Below are 15,803 nucleotides of genomic sequence, written 5' to 3'. Positions count from 1 at the left end.
GCTATAAAGCGGCACGCTATTGTTATCAGGCCACCCAGCACTCGTTTGATACGCTTTTCATTACATACTTAGAAACAAACTCAATAGAGAAATAAGGGGACTTAGAGTGAACAAGTCGGAACTGATTGACGCTATCGCTGCATCGGCTGACATTTCCAAAGCTACCGCAGGTAAGGCTCTGGACGCTGTGATCGACTCCGTAACGGGTGCCCTGAAAGCAGGCGACGACGTCGTTCTGGTTGGCTTCGGCACCTTCTCGGTCAAGGAGCGCGCCGAGCGCACCGGCCGCAACCCGCAAACCGGCAACGCCATCAAAATCGCTGCTGCCAAGGTTCCAGGTTTCAAGGCTGGCAAAGGCCTGAAAGACGCCGTCAACTAAGTCGTCTCTTTCAGCCGGGCCCGGCTTCGCCAGGTCCGAGCACGTTAAGGCGGGTCGCAAACGTTCCCGCCTGACACGTTTGCTAAGAAAAGGCGCATCCTCGGATGCGCCTTTCTTTTATCAGGATTCTACCCACGCTCCGCGGTTGTCGACGCAGTGGTACAGCCGTTTCTGGGGGACGCATGCTGCAAAATATCAGGGACAATTCACAAGGTTGGATTGCCAAGACCATCATCGGCCTAATCGTCGTGTTGATGGCGTTGACCGGCTTCGAGGCCATTTTCCAAGCTGCCAGCCATAGCCAGGACGCCGCCAAGGTGAACGGCCAGACCATCAGCCAGAACGAGCTGAGCCAAGCGGCCGACATGCAGCGCCGCCAGCTGATGCAACAGCTGGGCAAGGATTTCGACCCTGCACTGCTGGATGACAAGCTGCTGCGTGATGAGGCGCTCAAAGGCCTGATCACCCGCAAGCTGTTGTTGCAAGGTGCTGAAGATGCCAAGTTCGCCTTCTCCGAGGCCGCGCTGGATCAAGTGATCCTGCAAACCCCGGAATTCCAGGTTGACGGCAAGTTCAACGCCGATCGTTTCGACCAGGTCATTCGCCAGATGGGCTACGGCCGCCTGCAATTCCGCGACATGCTCGCCGAAGAAATGCTCATTGGCCAATTGCGTACCGGCCTTGCCGGCAGCAGCTTCGTCACTGACAAGCAGGTCGAGGCGTTTGCACGCCTTGAGAAGCAGACCCGTGATTTCGCCTCCCTGACCTTCAAGGCCGACCCGGCCGCGGTCAAGGTCAGCGAAGAAGAGGTCAAGGCGCACTACGAGAAGCATGCCAAGGAATTCATGTCGCCCGACCAGGTGGTCATCGATTACATCGAGCTGAAAAAGTCGGTGTTCTTCGACCAGGTCAAGGTCAGCGACGACGAACTCAAGGCCCAGTACGAGAAAGAAATCGCCAACCTCGCCGAGCAGCGCCATGCGGCGCACATTCTCATCGAGGTCAACGACAAGGTCACCGACGCCCAGGCCAAGGCCCGTGCCGAAGAGATCGAGCAGCGCCTGGCCAAGGGTGAAAACTTCGCCGCACTGGCCAAGGAGTTCTCCCAGGACCCAGGTTCGGCCAACAGTGGTGGTGACCTTGGCTTCGCCGGCCCGGGCGTGTACGACCCAGCCTTCGAAGATGCCTTGTACAAGCTGAAGGATGGCCAGGTATCGGCCCCGGTTCGCACCGAGTTCGGTTACCACCTGATCAAGCTGCTGGGTGTCGAGGCGCCGGAAGTACCGAGCTTTGCCAGCCTGAAAGACAAGCTCACCCGTGACCTGAAGATCCCGCTGGTGGAACAGCGCTACGTCGACGCCAGCAAGCAGTTGCAGGATGCCGCGTACGAGGCGTCTGACCTGGCTCAGCCGGCACAGGACCTGAACCTGAAGGTGCACACCTCCGCAGCCTTCGGCCGTGAGGGTGGCGAAGGTATCACCGCCAACCGTGCGGTGGTCCAGGCGGCGTTCTCGGAAGAAGTGCTGGAAGAGGGTGCCAACAGCACCGCCATCGAGCTCGATCCGGAAACCACCGTGGTGCTGCGCGTCAAGGAGCACCGCAAGCCAGAACAACTGCCGCTCGAAGCCGTGGCCAAGAACATCAGCGAACACCTGGCCAAGGAGAAGGCGACTGCCGAGCTCAAGACCAAGGCGGACAAGCTGATTGCCGGCCTGCGTGATGGTTCTGTTGCCGCTGGCAGCGTCCATGAAGGGCAGGGCTGGAAAGCCTACGAGGCGGTGACCCGTGGTGAGGAGGGTATCGACCCGGCCGAACTGCAGGCCGTGTTCCGCCTTGGCAAGCCGCAAGCCAAGGACAAGCCGGTATACAGCAGCGTGGTCCTGGGCGATGGTAGCCTGGTTGTCTTGCAGCTCAAAGGTGTCAACGAAGGCGCCGCCGCCACCGACGAAGAGAAACAGCAGATTCGCCGCTACCTCGCGTCACGTGCCGGCCAGCAAGACTTTGCGGCTTACCGCAAGCAGCTCGAAGCCAATGCTGATATCACCCGTTACTGAGTGATCACTGCATGACAAGACAGGCCGCGTAATGCGGCCTGTCTTGTTTCTGGCCTTTTGTAGGGGCGGCCTTCTAGCGCTTCACCCCTTCGTAGTTGTCCAGCGTGTCCCGCGCAATCTCCCGCCCCAGGGCGATCAGCTCGGGTGCCTTGTAGAACTCGAAGAACCGGCACACCCGCTTCGGTACGTTGATCAACACATCTGGCGGGTAACCGGCGATCTTGTACTGCGCCAACGACGTCTGCATCACCTCGAAGCTCTGGTTGATCAGGTCCAGCAGCGAAGCCGGCCCCACGTTATCGATGATGAACGAGCCGGTGGCCGACTTGGGTGCGCCTTCGTGCTCGGGCGCGGCCGCGGGCTGCTGGCCTTCCGGGTCGGCGACATCCGCCAGCCATGGGCTGGGTGGCGCCAGGCCTTCGGCAACGATTTCCTGTTCGATACGTATCAGTTCTTCCGCCGGCTTGCGCCGGAACGGCAGGCGCGAACCCAGTGAGCTAAGCAGCGAATCGAAGCGCATCTTGAAGGCTGCCGGGCGTTCGATCACCGGCAACTGGTACTGCTTCTGGTTGGTGGCGTTGAGGTTGACCGCAATGATCAGGTCGCAGTGGCTGGACACCACCGGCACGATCGGCAGCGGGTTGAGAATGCCGCCATCGACCAGCATGCGGTTGCCCTGCATCACGGGGGTGAACAGGCTGGGGATCGCCGCCGAAGCGCGCATGGCCTGGTGCAGGCAACCTTCCTGAAACCAGATCTCCTGCTGGTGGGTGAGGTCGGTGGCCACGGCGGTGTAGGGAATGCGCAACTGTTCGATGTTGATGTCGCCGACGATTTTGCGGATTTGTCCGAAAACCTTGTCACCGCGGATCGCACCGAGGCGAAAGCTGACGTCGACCAGGCGCAGTACATCCAGATAGTCGAGGCTTTCGATCCAGTTGCGATACTCATCGAGTTTGCCGGCGGCGTAGATGCCGCCAATTACCGCCCCCATGGAGCAGCCGGCAACGCAGGCAATGTCGTAGCCACGCCGCTCTATTTCTTCGATCACTCCGATGTGTGCATACCCTCGTGCACCCCCCGACCCCAACACCAGCGCCACGCGTTTACTCATGATTTTCCCTCAGCCTGTGCAACCATGGTTTAACAATGCACCCATTGCTGCCTGTGCTTCAATGTAGACCGCGCTGATCTACGCTAAGCAAAGCCCACCCGCGGGCACTTTTTGCTTGCCCATGCGTCGAACAGCCACTCTTTTGACTTTGAGGAATTACCGATGAAAGCCTGGATCTGCCTTCCACTGATTGCCCTGGCCCTTGCTGGCTGTGCGGGCAAGACGGCCTACCGTGACAGCTGCGCGACCCAGCTGGATGCCGCCTGGAAGGAGCTCGACCTGGCCAAGGCCGAAGGGTTTGCCGGTACTGTCAGTTATTCGAAGGCGTTGTCGCTGCTGACGGGGGCCAAGACCCAGCAGCAGTTCGAAGGTTTTGAAGGGTGCACCAAGAAGGCCGAGAAGGCGCGTTTCTACATTCGTGAGTCGCGCGCTGGCCGCTGACCGAGGAGCGTCCCATGTCTGCCATGCTCGATCATGTCGTTTCACAAATCCTGGCCTTGCAAGTGCGCCTGCTGGCCTGCCGCGAGCGGCTTGCCGCGGATACCGACAGCGAGGCACTGCACGACCTGCGCATCGCTGTACGGCGCTTGCGCAGCCTGCTGCGGCCGCTGCGAGGGTTGCCGGGTGTCGAACAGCTGGAGGCCGCTGCCAAGTCCCTGGGCACATTGACGACGCCGTTGCGTGACCGTGAGGTGCTGGCGGCCGAGCTGGTCGGGCGAGGCCTGGTCGAGGTCGGGCAGCGGCGGCTGGCAGGGCGGGGCAAGGCCTTTGCCAGTGTCGCTGGCAGCCCGCAACTGACCCGTCTGCTGGCGATCGTGGATGCGTTTCCGTTGTTCCTGCGTGCGGCGGATCGCGAGGGCCTGGCGGATGCGCTGGAAAAACGCGTCGACAAACGCTTGGTTCAGCAATGGCGCAAGCTGCGCAAGGCACTGGCAGACCCGGCCCACGATCGGCATCGGCTGCGGCTGTTGATCAAGCGTGCACGCTACGGTGATGAGGCCTATCCGCAACTCGAGCATGCCGGAAAAAAACTGCAGCGCCTGCTGAAAAAGGCCCAGGGTGACCTGGGCACTTGGCATGACCGCCTGCAATGGTTGCTGCAAGCGCGCGAGCACGCCGACCTGGCGCCGTGCAAGGTCGACTGGGAGCAAGAGCTGCATGAGGCGGAGCGTCAATCCGACCTCACGTTGGAGGCTTTGCAGGTGGCGTTGAAGCAGCGATAGCCCGGCATATGACCGATTTAGGGCCTGATCGGTGCAGGCGGGCTGGTTAGTATGTTTCGATGCAGGGCGCGTGCACTACGTGCCCACGGATCGATACGCTGCAGGAGCCTACGTGCGATGAACTTCACTGAACTGCTCGACGCCGTGCGAGCGAATGCTGAATCGGTAACCGTCCCCCCGACCTGGGCCCAGGGCCGCGCGGCCTTCGGCGGGTTGATGGCCGCCATGGTCTATGAAGCAATGCGCCTGAAGCTGACCGATGACCGCCCTGTGCGCTCCTTGGCCATCAGCTTCGTGGCGCCTGCGGCGGCGGATGTACCGATTCGTTTCGAGGTCGACGTGCTGCGTGAAGGCAAGGCTGTCACTACCTTGCTTGGCCGAGCGGTGCAGGAAGGGCAGGTGGTGACGCTGGTACAGGGTAATTTCGGTGCAGGCCGCCCCTCGGTGGTCGACATCCCGGCGCAACCGGCGTTTGCCATGAAACCGCTGGAGCAAGCCGCCCCAGAACTCCCTTACATCAAAGGCGTGACCCCGGAATTCATGCGCCATGTAGCCCTTCGCTGGGCGGTGGGCGGGCTGCCATTCAGTGGCAACGATTCGCGGCAGATGGGCGGCTGGGTACGCTTGCGCGACATCGCCGACGAAGCGTTGAACGTGTCTCACCTGCTGGCTTTGGTAGATGCTTGGCCACCGAGCCTGTTGCCGCACCTGAAACAGCCGGCAGCCGGCAGTACGCTGACCTGGACCATCGAATTCATCCAGCCCACGCCGACGCTGTCGACACTGGACTGGTGCCGCTATTGCGTCGAGACCGAATACGCGCGTGATGGTTATGGGCATGCCGCCGCCGCGCTCTGGTCGGCTGAGGGCGAGTTACTGGCGCTAAGCCGTCAAACGGTTACGGTTTTCGCCTAGAGGTCCGCTTCAGCCTTTAGTGGCGATGCTTGTGCCGTTCGCGCCAAGCCCGCCACCAGGCCCCGCTCAATACAAAGCGCGGAAAAGTGATGAACTGTTCGGTCAGCAGGCGCTGTACGGCGTCCTTGCGGTTGGCGAACGGCTCGGGTTGTTGGGCTTCCAGTCGATGCCCGTGACGTTGCAGGCCCAGGCCAGCGATCAGAGAAATGATGCCAACGGCAAGCTGACCCAAGTCCAGGGCAAAAAGGCCGGACAACACCAGCAGCACGCCGAGAATGAACAGAGGTACGGCAATCAGGTGCAGCGCCAGGTTGGTCGGGTGGCGATGATTGTGGTGATAGCCACGCCATTGCCAGGCGGGCAGATTGGGCAGGCGTTTGCTCATGGGTATTTCCTCTCGGTCATGCCCAAAGCTTAGTGCGGCCCCCGGGAGGGGGCCAATCGAGCCTGGCTATCGTGACACGCTAAGGTGACTATAGCTTGAGCTGGCCTATGGCCTTGTTCAGCTCGCCAGCAAGGGTCGCTAATTCGTTGCTGGTGGTGGCCGAGCCGACGGTCTGTTGCACGGTGTGTTCAGTGACATCACGGATGCTCACCACCGCCCGGTTCATTTCTTCGGCCACCTGGCTTTGCTCTTCGGCAGCTACGGCGATTTGCGTATTGCTTTCGCGCATCTGCGCCACTGCACCGGTAATCTCGGCCAGCGCTTCACCGGCTGCCTGGGCCTGTTTAACGCAATCGTCGGCCTTGTACGAGCTTTCCTGCATGAACTCCACCGCATCGCGGGTGCCGGACTGAAGCGCGGAGACCATGGTGGTGATCTCGTCGGTCGAGGTCTGCACGCGTTTGGCCAGGTTGCGTACTTCATCGGCGACCACCGCGAAGCCGCGGCCCAGGTCACCCGCGCGTGCTGCTTCGATGGCGGCGTTCAGTGCCAGCAGGTTGGTTTGCTCGGCAATGCTATGGATCACCCCCACCACGCCGTTGATCTTCTGGCTGTCCTCGGCCAGCTGACGGATCATCTCGGCGGTCTGCTGCACGCCGCTGGATAGCCCAGCGATCGAATCCTGTACGCGGCTGACCACTTCCTGGCCACTGCCGGCGAGCGTATCGGCCGTCTGCGACAGGTCGCGGGTAGCGCCGGCATGCTGGGCAATGTGGTGCACCGTGGCCGACATCTCGTTGATGGCCGTGGCGGCCTGGTCGGTTTCGCTTTGCTGGCCGAGCATGCCGTGGCGCACGTCGTTCATGCTAGACGCCAGGCGCGCTGCGCCGGCGTCGAGTTGCGCGGCGGTGAGGGCCACGGTGCTGACCACACGGTGGTAGGTCGACTGCATGGCATTGAAAGCCCCCGCCATCTGGCCGACTTCGTCGCCACATGCCAGCGGCACCCGTGCCGACAGGTCGCCGGTCTTCTCCACGTGCAGCATGACGTCTTTGAGGGTGTTGAGTTGGCTGAGCAGGAAGCGGATAAGCAACTGCGAAGCACCGAGCATAGCCAGCATCAGGATCAGTACGCACACGGCGTAGTTGGTGAAGCGTTCGAAGAACACCTGGCGCACGCTTGGCGACTGGGCCAGTACGGCAACCTGCTGGTCGCCGTGTTGCAGCACCTGGGCGCCGCGCAGCGGGTTGTCGCCCAGCAGCCACGCGGCGGGCAGGTCGACCCAGCCCTGGGCGTTGCGCAGGGCTTCGATCGGTTCGCCAGCAAAACTTGGCGTCTGGCCCGGCAACCAGCTGATGACATTGGCATGCCGGGGCAGCGCTTGCCCGGCAGGCCAGGCGGACAACAGCTGGGCTTGTGCCGCAGCTTGCGCCTGGGCCGCGTCGGCGCGGGCGCGTTGCTCCAGGTGCACGGCGTAGAGCACCAGCAACAAGGTCGTGACAAAGGCCACCGCGTTGACGGCCCAGAACTTGTACTTCAGGGAAACATTGCTAAGCCAGGCACCCATGGGCAGGTCTTCTCTGAGTTGAGCGAAAACAATATTGGCAAGGTGCCATCATTGTGCCTGCGCCCGACAGAGGCATTCTTGATATGTATCAAGAAAAAACAGGGTAGGGGTTAATGCCAGTCAGTTAAGCTTCATCCGCCTTAATTGGGGCTGCTGTGCAGCTCATCGCAGGCAAGCCAGCTCTTACAGGTGAGCGAGATTCTCAAGAAATACGCTACATCTGTAGGAGCTGGCTTGCCTGCGATGGGCCGCGCAGCGGCCCCCTAGGCCCTAATTGACTGGCTTTAGGGCTGGGGCCAGCTTAGGCTAGCCGAAAGAATGCCCGTGCAGCCGCCGTCGTATGGGCTGCCGTGTGCTCCACGGGCTCGCCCCGGTGCAACGCCACTTCCCTCAGCACCTCCGGTAGAAACGCCGGTTCGTTACGGCCGTTTTTGGGCTTGGGCCTCAGGCTGCGCGGCAGCAGGTAGGGCGCATCGCTCTCGAGCATCAGGCGGCCTCCCGGGATGTTGCCGACCAGGGGATGCAGGTGCGTTCCGCGGCGTTCATCGCAGATCCACCCGGTTATGCCGATGTGCAGGTCCATGTCCAGATAAGCGAACAATGCTTCACGCTCGCCGGTAAAGCAGTGCACCACGGCACCGCTCAGGTGGTCGCGGTAGCCCTTGAGGATGGCCAGTAAGCGCTCGCTGGCATCACGTTCGTGCAGAAACACCGGCAAGCCCAGTTCGGCAGCCAGCGCCAGTTGAGCTTCTAAGGCCTTTTCCTGCAGCGGGCGAGGGGAGAAGTCGCGGTTGAAGTCCAAGCCGCATTCGCCCACTGCCCGTACCCGCCGCTCATTCAGCAATTGGCGCAGCTGACGCTCGCTGTTGGCATCCCAGGATTTGGCATCGTGAGGGTGCACGCCAGCGGTGGCGAACAGGTGTTCAGCGCTTGCATCCAGCTGCTGGCACAGCTCCAGCGCCTGCTCGCTGACCGCCAGGCTGGTGCCCGTCAGGACCATCTGCGCCACGCCTGCCTCGATGGCGCGCTCAACGATGGCCGCCTGTTGATCGTGGAAACTGCTGTTGGTCAGGTTGACGCCGATATCGATCAGTTGCATGGTGCTCTCTCGTGCCGCGGGGCGGCCAGCATAGCAAAATCCGCGTTTCTCGGAAAAAACCAAGAACTTCATGCTGTTGCCGTGGTCTTCTGCCGTCATTTATCACGAAGCGGCGATGCCACATGAACGCCGCCCACCGACCTCGGACACGCTTTCGCATGCTGCGATACCTGCTGACCTTCTTGCTGATGCTTGGGCTGACCACTGCCGGTGCTGCCCACGCACGCCTGCCAGGGCCGCAGCAAAATATCCCGCCCAGCAAGCTGCGTGACCTGCAGCAGATCCGTAGCAGCAAGGTGCTGCGGGTGTTGGTTAATCAAAGCCGCAACAGCTCTGGCGAGGTCAAGGGCGAGCCGGTCGGCATCGAATACTATCGCCTGCGCGCGCTTGAGCATTACCTGAATGCCCGGGCTGGCGATGGGCAGCAGATTCAGTTGAAACTCATCCCCCGCGCCAAAGAGCAGTTGCTGGGCGCCCTGCAGCGCGGCGAAGGGGACCTGGCTGCCCCGGGCGAACTGCTCGACCCGGTGGTGGTACGGGGCGTCAGCAGTAGCGCGCCGGTGCTCGACCAAGTGCCGCTGTTGCTGGTCGGGCGCAAAGGCGAGCGCAGTTTCAGCCATGTCGAACAGTTGTCGGGACGTACGGTCGCCTTGACCAGTGCCAGTGCCGCTGGGCCTTTGATCCAGCAGGTAAACCAGCAATTGGCCTTGCGCAAGCGTGCGCCGATCAAGGTGGAGTGGGTCGACTCGACCCTGGCGGTGGAAGACGTGCTGGAAATGGTCCAGGCCGGTATCTATCACCTGACGGTGGTCGAACGCCCGATTGCCCTGCGTTGGGCCAGGGTGATGCCGCGTCTGCGCCTGGACAGCCGTGTGCACCTGGGGGCGCCGCAAGCCATGCGCTGGTACGTGGGGCGCGACGCGCCACAGCTACTGGCCAGCGTCGATCGCTTTCTGCAGGGTTACCGCGCACCGGATAACCAGGATGCCGCGTTCGAGCGCATCTACCGTCGCCAGTACCGCGTACACAACCCCTTGGCGAGCAAGGATCGGCAGCGGCTGAGTGCAGTGCGTGCGGTGCTGCAGAAGCATGGCGAGGCGCAGCAGATCGACTGGCTCAACCTGGCCGCCCTGGCCTTCAAGGAATCGACACTCAACCCATCGGCCCGCGGCACGGGCGGCGCCCATGGCCTGATGCAGATTACCCCGTCGGCCGCGCAACGGGTCGGGGTGAGCAATACCGCCACGGTCGATGGCAACGTCCAAGCCAGTGCCCGCTACCTGGCGCTGATCCGGCGAAAGTTCTTTGCCAGTGCCCAGATCAACGAGCGAGAGCGCATGGCGTTTGTGCTGGCGGCCTATAACCTGGGGCCTGAACGGGTCCAGGCGATGCGTGCCGAAGCCCGCCGTCGCGGGCTCAACGGCAACCAGTGGTTCTTCCAGACCGAGCGCATTGCAATGGAGCAGGTGGGCATGGGGCCAGTCAACTTCGTCAACAGTGTCAACAAGTACTTCCTGGCGTTCAACCGTGAGCGTGCCGTACTGGAGCGGGTAGCCAAGCGCTGACAAATCGATTTTGTCGATTGTTATGTTGGGTTTTTTGCGATTTTCATATTCATTGAGTTGATTATGATGGCGCCATTCCAACACAACTTCCCGGATTCAAGGACACCACATCATGAACACCACCTCCCTCAACGCAGTGATCGCAACCCGTGCAGGCGCTGGCCTCAGCGTGATCCGTATCCTGGTCGGCATCATCTTCATGGCGCATGGCGCGCAGAAGCTGTTCGGCCTGTTTGGCGGCTATGGCCTGGAGGGCACCGGCCAGTGGATGGAAAGCATCGGGCTGGCACCGGGTTACCTGATGGCCTTGCTGTCTGGCAGCGCCGAGTTCTTCGGCGGCCTGGCCCTGGTGATCGGCTTGTTGGCGCGGCCAGCGGCCCTGGCGCTGACGGTGACCCTGGTGGTGGCGATCTTCTCGGTGCACATCGGCAACGGCCTGTTCATGTCCAACAATGGTTATGAATTCGCCCTGGCGCTGCTGGCCGGCACCTTGGCGGTGATGATTGAAGGTGCAGGTCGCTTCTCCCTCGACCGCCTGATCGCCCGCTGACAGGCCCCGGGCCTCAAGCTGCATCGTGCAGCTTGAGGCTTGAATCTTTGCGCTTCTAGCTCTAGCATACCGCCTGCGCCGATTTAAACAGCTACTTGCGGGGCGCAGGAGAGGCCCCCTCCGGGTCGTCCGAAATACCGCTAAAGCGCTGGTTCGGTGACGCCTCCCACCGCTGCCCAGCGGGATTCGCGAGGCGGAGAGAAGCACCATGAGTTGCCCACGTAGCCCACGTACCAGTGTCTGTTTGAGCCCGTTGCCTGCAAACGAGGCCTCCCGCACACCGCGCATTCTGCTCGGTGGCCAGCATCAGCCTACCCTTTTGCGTCATCTCGAAGGCCTTTCACGTCGCAAGGGCCAGGCGCGTGCCTTTCTTATCCAGTTCACCGAAACCTGCTGCCATCTCGCGCAGTACGGCAACGACCGTTTCGACTTGGCGGTCATTCAGGCCCCGGCCTCTGCCGAGGCCGCCGAAGTCATTGGCCATCTCACCCGCATCGCTCGTCAAGGCCTGATCACCCGCCGTTGAGGAGAACGCTGTTGAGCACCAACATCATCACCACCGAAGGCCATGAGGCCCTGAAAAAAGAGCTGGATCACCTGTGGCGTGTCTACCGCCCCGAGATCACCCAGAAGGTGACCTGGGCGGCATCGCTGGGTGATCGCAGCGAGAATGCCGATTACCAGTACAACAAGAAGCTGTTGCGCGAGATCGATCGCCGGGTCCGATACCTGCGCAAGCGCCTTGAAGATGTAAAGGTTGTGGCGTATTCGCCAGAGCAGGAAGGGAAGGTGTTTTTCGGTGCCTGGGTCGAGATCGAGAACGACGAGGGCGAGACCAAGAAGTTTCGCATTGTCGGGTATGACGAGATCTATGGGCGTAACGACTACATCTCGATCGACTCACCCATGGCCCGTGCCTTGCTCAAAAAGGAGGAGGGCGACGAGGTGGTGGTGCAGACCCCGACCGGCGACGCGGCCTGGTACGTCAACAGCATCAGCTACGTGTAGGAACGGCCCTAGGGGTATAACGCGGTCGGTGTGGTAGCGGCCTTGTGCCGCGATGGGGCGCAGAGCGGCCCCAGCATTCTTGAGTGAACAGCATTACGCGCCTGTAGCGGTTTTTTCACCCCTCCCGCAACACCGTCAACGGGCTGGCATTGAGCGCCCGCCGCGTGCCGAGCACCCCAGCACCCCCCACCAGCACTGCCCCCGCCAGGGGTAACACGAGCAGCCACGGGTGCGGGTTCCATTGCAGGTCGAAGGCATAGCGGTACAGCACCAGCGTGATCAACTCGCAACCCAGTGCAGCCAGCAACCCGCTGGCTGCGCCCAGCAGGCCAAACTCGATACGTCTTGCCTTGACCAGCAATGGCCGTGCCGCGCCCAGTGCCCGCAGCAGGGCGCCTTGGCGAATGCGTTCGTCCAGTGTTGCCTGCAAGCCGGCGAACAGCACCGCCAAGCCTGCCGCCAAGACGAACAGCAGCACGTACTCGACCGCCAGGGTGACCTGGGCAAGGATACTGCGCAGCTGATCAAGCAGCGCGTCAACCTGCAGGATGGTCACCGCCGGGAAAACCCGTGACAGCGCGACCACATCCAGGTCATGGCCTGGGGCCAGATAGAAGCTGGTGAGGTAAGTCGTGGGCAACCCCTGCAGCGTGCCAGGCTGGAAGATCATGTAGAAGTTCGGCTGGAAGCTGTCCCAGTGCACGCTACGCAGGCTGCTGACCCGGGCCTGGCGTTGCTGGCCCCCGATGTCGAAGGTCAGCAGGTCACCCAGTTGCAGCTTCAGGCTCGTGGCCAGTTCGGCCTCCACCGATACGCCCGGTATCTCATCGCCCGACGGCAGTGCCTGCCACCATTCGCCTGCCGTCAGTGCATTGCCATTGGGCAATTCGGCGGCCCACGTCAGGCTGAGGTCGCGTTGCACGGCGCGCTCGCCTGCGGAGTCCTTGCTGACGATCTGCTGCACCGGTTGCTGGTTGATCTGGATCAGACGGCCGGGCGTTACCGGGTACAGCGGTGCCGAGGCTGCATTGACCTGCTGCAGCTGTTGAGCGAAGGGCTCACGATCATCCGGCAGGATGTTCAGGGCAAAGTGGTTGGGGGCATCCTTGGGCAATTGTGCCTGCCAGGTGTCGAGCAGCTCGGCACGCAGCAATGCGACCAGTGCCATGGCCAGCAGAATCAGGCCAAAAGCCAGGGCCTGGCCAGCGGCAGCCAACGGATGGCGCAACAATTGTCCGAGCCCAAGGCGCCAGGCCAGCGGGGCACCGACCAACAGTTGGCGCAAGCTGCGCAGGCCCAGTAGCAGCAGGCCGCCGAGCACCACCGCCGCGACCAGGCCACCGCCCAGCAGTGCGAAGGTCAGCAGCAGGTCTAGGCTCAGGCGCCACATGATCAGGCCTAGGGCCAATAAGGCGGCGCCATACACCAGCCAACTGCTGGGTGGCACTGGCAGCAGGTCACGGCGCAGCACGCGCAGCGGGGGGACCTGGCCGAGGGCGGCGATGGGCGGCAGGGCGAAGCCAGCCAGGGCGACCAGCCCGGTGCCGATGCCGGCCAGCGCGGGTACGACACCGCCAGGCGGAACCACGCTCGGCAGCAGGCCGTGCAGCAGCCGGAACAGGCCCAGTTGTGCCAGCCAGCCGAGCAGGGCGCCTGCCACGGCAGCTACCAGGCCAAGCATGGCCAGCTGCACACAGTACAGGCCCAGGGCCTGCCGACGGGAAAGGCCCAGGCAGCGAAGCAGCGCACTGGCATCCAGGCGCCGGGCGGCGTAGCGGCTGGCCGACATGGCCACGGCGACGCCGGCCAGCAATACCGCCACCAGGCTTGCCATGTTCAAGTAGCGCTCGGCTTTGCTCAGGGCGCCCCCGATCTGGCGGTTGCCATCGCGGGTGTCGAGCAGGCGCTGGTTGGCCGCGAGGTCTTTCTCCACGGCCTGGCGGTACTGGGCCAGCGCTTCGACGTCGCCGCGCCACAGGTCGCGGTAGGACACCCGGCTGCCCGGCTGGATCACCCCGGTCGCGGCCAGGTCCGCCAGGTTCATCATTACCCGCGGGGTCAGGCTATAGAAGTTGTTGGCGCGGTCCGGCTCGTAGGTCAGTACGCGGCTCATGCGCAGGGTTTTCATGCCCACGTCGATGCTGTCACCGATCGCGAGCCCCAGCGCGGCCAGCAGCCTTGGTTCGACCCATGCCTCCCCAGGCGCCGGGCCACCCCCGGGGGTTTCCTCGGCATAGGGGGCGGCGGCACTGCGGACTTGCCCGCGCAGGGGGTAGGCGTCGTCGGCGGCCTTGACGCTAGACAGCTGGATGCCGCTGTCACCGCCCACCACGCTGGTGAACTCGACCACTTGGGCGTGGCGCAAGCCGAGGGCCTTGCCTGCGCTGATCTGTTCGTCCCGGGCAGGTGCGCTGCCTTGCAGCACCAGGTCGGCACCGAGGAATTCGCTGGCACGTAATTGCATGGCGCCGTTGAGGCGGGCACCGAAGTAACCAATCGCCGTACTGGCCGCAACGGCCACCAGCAGGGCAAAGAACAGCACGCGCACTTCGCTGGCGCGGATGTCGCGTAGCAACTGGCGCAACGCCAGGCCGCACAATCGGGAGAAGGGCATGCTGGTCATGGGCTCAGACCTCCACCGGGGCCACCAGGCGGCCGGCGTCCAGGCGGATAAGGCGCCGGCAGCGTCTGGCCAGGCGTTCGTCATGGGTGACCAGTACCAAGGTGGTGCCGCGCTCCTTGTTCAATTCGAACAGCAGGTCGCTGATGCGCTCGCCGGTGTGGCTGTCGAGGTTGCCGGTGGGCTCGTCGGCGAACAGCACGGCAGGTTGTGCCGCGAAAGCGCGGGCAATTGCTACCCGTTGTTGCTCGCCACCGGACAGCTGGCGCGGCGTGTGGCTCAGGCGCTTGCCCAGGCCAACCCGTTCGAGCAAGGTGCGCGCGTGTTCGCGGGCATCACGGCGGCCGTCCAACTCCAGGGGTAGCATGACGTTCTCCAAGGCGTTGAGGCTGTCCAGCAACTGGAATGACTGGAATACGAAGCCGACATGCTCGGCGCGCACACGGGCGCGCTGGTCTTCGTCCAGTGGGCCCAGGTCATGGCCGGCGAGGATGACCTTGCCGGCGCTGGGCTGGTCGAGGCCGGCGAGCAAGCCGAGCAACGTCGACTTGCCAGAACCCGAAGCACCGACAATGGCCAGGCTGTCGCCTTGGGCGAGATCGAGGGAGAGGGCGTGGAGGATGGTCAGATCGCCTTCCGCGCTGGGGACCACTTTGCTAAGGTTCTGCGCAACGAGAATGCTGGGGCCCATGGAGAATCCAATGCGAATGTGGTGGTTGAGTGCCGGTCTGGCCTTGTGTTGCCTTGCCCAGAGCGCCACGGCGGGAACGGTGCTGGTGGTTGGCGATAGTATCAGCGCCGGTTTTGGCCTGGATAGCCGCCAGGGGTGGGTCTCTTTGTTGCAGACCCGGCTCAAGGACGAAGGTTTCGATGATCAGGTGGTCAACGCGTCGATCAGCGGCGACACCAGTGCAGGAGGCCAGGCGCGGCTGCCGGCGCTGCTTGCAGCGCACAAGCCGGCGGTGGTGGTGCTGGAGCTGGGTGGCAATGACGGGCTGCGCGGGCAGCCGCCGCAGCAATTGCAACAAAATCTTGCTTCGATGATCGAGAGCGCTCGGCAAGCAGGTGCCAAGGTGCTGCTGTTGGGGATGCGCCTGCCGCCCAACTATGGTGTGCGTTACACCACGGCGTTTGCCCAGGTGTATGAACAGTTGGCTGCGGAAAAACAGGTGCCGTTGGTGCCGTTTTTCCTGGAGGGTGTGGGCGGTGTGCCGGCGCTGATGCAAGCTGATGGCATCCATCCTGCGCAAGGTGCCCAGCAGCGCCTGCTGGAAAATGCCTGGCCGGCGATAAAACCCTTGCTGTGACGCTTTAAACGGGGCCG

The 15,803-nt window shown here is 62.9% G+C and carries 16 protein-coding genes; 10 read left to right on the top strand and 6 right to left on the bottom strand.

What is annotated here, in order from left to right:
• The first annotated feature begins 106 nt into the window (after positions 1-106).
• Together HU764_RS17070 and HU764_RS17065 are read left to right on the top strand one after the other, a co-directional pair.
• The gene (locus HU764_RS17070) at positions 107-379 is read left to right on the top strand and encodes an HU family DNA-binding protein (RefSeq protein WP_027593949.1); all 273 of its coding nucleotides are present in this window, start codon (positions 107-109) and stop codon (positions 377-379) included.
• Between the two features lie 182 nt (positions 380-561).
• A complete protein-coding gene (locus HU764_RS17065; protein WP_186679025.1) occupies positions 562-2,433 on the top strand; it encodes a SurA N-terminal domain-containing protein in 1,872 nt (623 codons plus the stop codon).
• Between the two features lie 73 nt (positions 2,434-2,506).
• Here HU764_RS17065 and HU764_RS17060 read toward each other — a convergent pair whose 3' ends face one another.
• Positions 2,507-3,547: a patatin-like phospholipase family protein gene (locus HU764_RS17060; RefSeq protein WP_099453473.1), complete on the bottom strand. Its 1,041-nt coding sequence runs from the start codon at positions 3,545-3,547 to the stop codon at positions 2,507-2,509.
• 162 nt (positions 3,548-3,709) lie between these two features.
• On the opposite strand from HU764_RS17060, the gene HU764_RS17055 reads away from it, so the two are divergent.
• The 3 genes from HU764_RS17055 to HU764_RS17045 all read left to right on the top strand — a co-directional run bounded on the left by HU764_RS17055 (position 3,710) and on the right by HU764_RS17045 (position 5,685).
• Positions 3,710-3,988 (top strand): hypothetical protein, encoded by a 279-nt coding sequence (locus tag HU764_RS17055; protein ID WP_027593946.1) that lies wholly within the window; start codon positions 3,710-3,712, stop codon positions 3,986-3,988.
• A 14-nt stretch (positions 3,989-4,002) separates the two neighbouring features.
• A complete protein-coding gene (locus HU764_RS17050; RefSeq protein WP_186703378.1) occupies positions 4,003-4,770 on the top strand; it encodes a CHAD domain-containing protein in 768 nt (255 codons plus the stop codon).
• A gap of 117 nt (positions 4,771-4,887) precedes the next feature.
• The gene (locus HU764_RS17045; protein WP_027593944.1) at positions 4,888-5,685 is read left to right on the top strand and encodes an acyl-CoA thioesterase; all 798 of its coding nucleotides are present in this window, start codon (positions 4,888-4,890) and stop codon (positions 5,683-5,685) included.
• A gap of 16 nt (positions 5,686-5,701) precedes the next feature.
• Here the strand turns inward: HU764_RS17045 and HU764_RS17040 are convergent, their stop codons facing one another.
• The 3 genes from HU764_RS17040 to HU764_RS17030 all read right to left on the bottom strand — a co-directional run bounded on the left by HU764_RS17040 (position 5,702) and on the right by HU764_RS17030 (position 8,736).
• Positions 5,702-6,070 (bottom strand): Mpo1-like protein, encoded by a 369-nt coding sequence (locus HU764_RS17040; RefSeq protein WP_027593943.1) that lies wholly within the window; start codon positions 6,068-6,070, stop codon positions 5,702-5,704.
• An 88-nt stretch (positions 6,071-6,158) separates the two neighbouring features.
• Positions 6,159-7,637 (bottom strand): methyl-accepting chemotaxis protein, encoded by a 1,479-nt coding sequence (locus HU764_RS17035; protein ID WP_186703377.1) that lies wholly within the window; start codon positions 7,635-7,637, stop codon positions 6,159-6,161.
• A 301-nt stretch (positions 7,638-7,938) separates the two neighbouring features.
• The gene (locus HU764_RS17030) at positions 7,939-8,736 is read right to left on the bottom strand and encodes a TatD family hydrolase (protein WP_186703376.1); all 798 of its coding nucleotides are present in this window, start codon (positions 8,734-8,736) and stop codon (positions 7,939-7,941) included.
• Positions 8,737-8,894: 158 nt separating this feature from the next.
• Here HU764_RS17030 and HU764_RS17025 point away from each other — a divergent pair, with 158 nt between their 5' ends.
• The 4 genes from HU764_RS17025 (at position 8,895) to greB (ending at position 11,859) form a co-directional block, all read left to right on the top strand.
• A complete protein-coding gene (locus HU764_RS17025; protein ID WP_186679000.1) occupies positions 8,895-10,301 on the top strand; it encodes an MltF family protein in 1,407 nt (468 codons plus the stop codon).
• 112 nt (positions 10,302-10,413) lie between these two features.
• On the top strand, positions 10,414-10,851 hold the full coding sequence (locus HU764_RS17020; RefSeq protein WP_027593939.1) for a DoxX family protein: 438 nt from the start codon (positions 10,414-10,416) through the stop codon (positions 10,849-10,851).
• A gap of 208 nt (positions 10,852-11,059) precedes the next feature.
• The gene (locus tag HU764_RS17015) at positions 11,060-11,377 is read left to right on the top strand and encodes a hypothetical protein (RefSeq protein WP_027593938.1); all 318 of its coding nucleotides are present in this window, start codon (positions 11,060-11,062) and stop codon (positions 11,375-11,377) included.
• 11 nt (positions 11,378-11,388) lie between these two features.
• Positions 11,389-11,859, top strand: a complete 471-nt coding sequence (gene greB, locus HU764_RS17010; protein WP_099429931.1) for a transcription elongation factor GreB — start codon at positions 11,389-11,391, stop codon at positions 11,857-11,859.
• Positions 11,860-11,974: 115 nt separating this feature from the next.
• Here greB and HU764_RS17005 read toward each other — a convergent pair whose 3' ends face one another.
• Both HU764_RS17005 and HU764_RS17000 read right to left on the bottom strand, forming a co-directional pair.
• The gene (locus HU764_RS17005) at positions 11,975-14,482 is read right to left on the bottom strand and encodes an ABC transporter permease (protein WP_186703375.1); all 2,508 of its coding nucleotides are present in this window, start codon (positions 14,480-14,482) and stop codon (positions 11,975-11,977) included.
• Between the two features lie 4 nt (positions 14,483-14,486).
• Positions 14,487-15,170 (bottom strand): ABC transporter ATP-binding protein, encoded by a 684-nt coding sequence (locus tag HU764_RS17000; RefSeq protein ID WP_027593935.1) that lies wholly within the window; start codon positions 15,168-15,170, stop codon positions 14,487-14,489.
• A gap of 10 nt (positions 15,171-15,180) precedes the next feature.
• On the opposite strand from HU764_RS17000, the gene HU764_RS16995 reads away from it, so the two are divergent.
• Positions 15,181-15,786 (top strand): arylesterase, encoded by a 606-nt coding sequence (locus HU764_RS16995; RefSeq protein ID WP_027593934.1) that lies wholly within the window; start codon positions 15,181-15,183, stop codon positions 15,784-15,786.
• Positions 15,787-15,803 lie beyond the last annotated feature (17 nt).

Origin of the sequence: Pseudomonas kermanshahensis (assembly GCF_014269205.2) — a bacterium.
GTDB classification, from domain to species: Bacteria; Pseudomonadota; Gammaproteobacteria; order Pseudomonadales; family Pseudomonadaceae; genus Aquipseudomonas; species Aquipseudomonas kermanshahensis.
This window is presented reverse-complemented; position numbering and strand designations above follow the sequence as displayed.